This is a genomic window from Microcoleus sp. CAWBG27 (assembly GCF_020883145.1).
In the GTDB taxonomy this organism is placed as follows: domain Bacteria; phylum Cyanobacteriota; class Cyanobacteriia; order Cyanobacteriales; family Microcoleaceae; genus Microcoleus.
In genome coordinates, this window is record NZ_JAHREU010000141.1 from 1 (window position 1) to 3,324 (window position 3,324).

The window sequence follows — 3,324 nt, forward strand, 5'->3', positions numbered from 1 at the left end:
AAAGCCTCATTCTACCGTTAATATTTCACAGAGGCTGGAACCCAGAACCCCCATTCTACCGTTGGTCATTGAAAACTGTCCGGACTATTGTTATTCCGATATTTACATAACCGGGATGCTCCCGACATCGTTTGTGTAGTAGCGGTTTCAACCGCCGAGTTTCAACCGCCGAGTTTCAACCGTCGAGTAATTTTGATATCAAATAGATTGCTGGTATTTTTCCAACAATTCCGGAATATAATCGTAGCCATCAACACCAATTACTGGCATGATGCGGGATCGACTTTTGGCTAAAGACTGTTTAAAAGATTCCGCCCCCATTTGTCCGCGCAAAATAGTCAGCAAACCAGCCGATTGTCGCCATTCCATCGCCCCAATTTGCTCCAAAGTATACATCCCCAAACAGCCCGCAAAAATTGCTTGTTCTAGTTGATTCAGACTGTAATAAGCTTGAGCTAAATAAGCCAAATTGAGACCTTGGAGATATAAGTCGCCGGAAAATTGAGCAGCTTGCCAACCTTTAACCAAATACTCGATCGCACCAGCAGCATTTTCCAGAGCAATTTTAGCAATACCGAGGCTGCTAGAGCAAAAAGCTTGACTTTGGCGATCGCCCAATTTCTCCGACAATAACAAACCTTGTTCCAAATAACTAATAGCGCTTTCGTAAACCTCCGGTTCCACCTCCTCCAACTGCCGCGCCTGGAACACCTCGCTGTAGCCCAAATTAGCCAGCGCGTTCGCCTCACCTTGCCGCTCTCCCGCCTGCCGTGCCATAATCAAAGCCCGTTGGCTGTAATTAATCGCTTCCTGATAATTTTTTTGAGCAACATAATTGCGGCTGATATGATTAAGATTGGCGACTTCGCAGGCTTTATCTCCTTCGGCGCGGGCAATTTCCAGGGATTGCTTGTGCAGTAAGATCGATCGTTCGTAAGCCCCAGCCGCCTGCATAGAATAACCCAAAAGCGTCAGAATTCGAGCCTTCGCTTGAGTACCTTCAACACGCCGCAGCGGTTCATCTAAATAATCCAAAGTATGCCGCAAAGCTTTACCATCAAACGAAGCAAAAATCCCGCCGTAAAGCGGAAAGTATTCCCGCTGAGAAAAAGTGCGTAAAATTTGCAAAGTCACCTGAAAACAAGCATTTGCCAACTGTTCGCCGCTCTTCGTAGAATTATTAAATCCACTAGCTAGCTGACTCCAAATTACCGAAAAAGTAATATAAGTAGAAATCGAAGCTTTTGTGGACACCTTGGAATCATAAACTTGCTTGTCGAACCATGTTACCAAAGCCCGTTGCAAACACTGCAAAATTATCGCCAATTCCAGCAGCGTACCTAATTCTACATTAGACTGCTTGGCTGCAAATTCAACGATAGAATCACCCCTGGCAATAGTCTGTAAAAGAGCATTAACAAAGGCACTATTAACTTTTTTAGCCCAAAAAGCCCAAGGCCCATTTTGTTCGGGACTGCCGGCGAATCCTAGCTGCTGCGGCTGATAAATCCAGCCGACGAGTTCCGGTTCCAAGCGCTGCCAAGATTCTAAACCTTTAGCAATCCCGGCTGTGATTTGCTGCAAATCTCGTTCGGTTTCGGGATTGGTAGTTTGCAGCATTTGTTGGTGAACAGATTTTGACAATTGCTGCAATTGATCGAGAGTCAGCGGATGTTCTTTATTGGGATCAATTATTTGCAATATTGCCAGGAGGCGGCCGTTAGATTCGGCGGCAAGGATTTGTTGGATGGAAGATGCGATTTCGCGATCGACGCGGTTATCCTTCTGCCAGCGTTCCCATTCTCCTTGGATAGTTTTGAGCGCTCTGAGGCTGCGATTTGCCTTGGCTTGTTTGATTTCGTCCTTTTCATTTCGGAGCAGGTTGTCGGTGGCATCGAGGCGTTCGCCAAAACAGCGTTCAAAGATTTCGCCAGTGCCGGTGCCAATGTCTTGCACCAACATTTGATATACTTGTTCTTTCGAGCGAATTTGACCTTTGAGGGTGATTTCGACAATTTTATCGATCAGTGCTAGGTAGCGATCGCGCAATGAAGTAGGTTCTGGCATAAGTTATTTTTAGTTAATAAATTTTTATGGGCAGTGCTAGCAGCATTTGACGCTAGTATTTCATCTTACAGTTTAAAAGAATGTTTGTAGTGAGGACTTTAGTCCTCAGCAGTGAAGGACTTGCATTCCTTACTACAAACTAATTTTACTGTCGGATGACAGAGCAAGTCCTATATTAAATTTTACAGTTCATCTGGATTAATGCCCATTACTCGGAGGCGATCGGCTAAACGATTGGCTCGCTCCCTTTCAGATTCAGCACGTTGCCTTTCAGATTCAGCACGTTGCCTTTCAGATTCAGCTTGCTGCCTTTCAATTTCAGCTTGCTGCCTTTCAAACTCAGCTCGTTGGCATTCCAATTCGGCTCGTTGGCTTTCCAATTGAGCTCGCTGTCTTGCAAATTCTTCAGGAGTCAGAATCAAATTCCCATTAATATCGTACCAGCGCAGCCACAATCTTTGATTTTGCAGGAAAGCACCTTGCCACAAACCCAAACTTAACTGTATTTCCGGTATCCAGAATCGAGAACCGGTTAACACTTGTTCGCGGTAACGGTTGCCAATCAAGCGAAATACTCTCAATTGATTGTTGTATTTGCTAAAAACAAAGTAATAGGGAATCCGCAAAATTCTCTCGTAAACCTGCCACTTAGTCGGTGGTTTGTTTGGTGCCGATTCTGTCAGCCCCAAATCTTCATCTTCCGTACTTGGTGATAGGAATTCGATCGCAATTAAAGGATTGACTGCTTCGTCCCAAATGACGTAACTTTGGCGCAAGTCTCTGTCTTGGTAAAATCTCGAAACGCCCACAACTAAATACCAATCGGGTCTTTTGTACCAATTGGGATGGTTAGAGTCGTAGTATAGATTGAGATCGCTGGCTGAAAATGTGCGATCGACTGGATAATTAGGGGGAATGCAGCTAGCAGACAAAAGTTGTGCTTGCCATCGATGATATTCGTCAAACCCAGTATCATCGGGGTCTTCACTAGGTAGATCGTACATCGTCGGCAACGCTTTTGCTTGGGAAGATTGCGAATCTGGTATGTACATGGTTATACAAATATCCCTGCGAGATGTGATATCAATTCCGATTGTACCGGAATGATTGTTGACTGCTGCATAGACTCCGATCCCCCCTAACCCCCCTTAATAAGCAGGGTGGATTAATTGTCGAGAGGTTAAATCAAGGCTATGAAGGCTATTGACTGACATCATGCGAGGCATTTAACAGGTTTATCTGAACTAGATAAATCAA

The 3,324-nt window shown here is 44.7% G+C and carries 2 protein-coding genes; both read right to left on the reverse strand.

Annotated features, from left to right (window positions below; all coding sequences use genetic code 11):
- Window positions 1-198 precede the first annotated feature (198 nt).
- Window positions 199-2,067, reverse strand: a complete 1,869-nt coding sequence (locus QZ938_RS32845) for a tetratricopeptide repeat protein (protein WP_293356539.1) — start codon at window positions 2,065-2,067, stop codon at window positions 199-201.
- Between the two features lie 182 nt (window positions 2,068-2,249).
- Window positions 2,250-3,119 carry a Uma2 family endonuclease gene (locus QZ938_RS32850; protein WP_293356536.1) on the reverse strand — a complete coding sequence of 290 codons (870 nt, stop codon included), beginning with the start codon at window positions 3,117-3,119 and terminating at the stop codon, window positions 2,250-2,252.
- Window positions 3,120-3,324: the final 205 nt, after the last annotated feature.

Excerpts from the sequence above, each read along its gene's own strand:
- QZ938_RS32845 (WP_293356539.1), bottom strand. The coding sequence starts at position 2,067 with ATGCCAGAACCTACTTCATTGCGCGATCGCTACCTAGCACTGATCGAT.
- QZ938_RS32850 (WP_293356536.1), bottom strand. The coding sequence starts at position 3,119 with ATGTACATACCAGATTCGCAATCTTCCCAAGCAAAAGCGTTGCCGACG.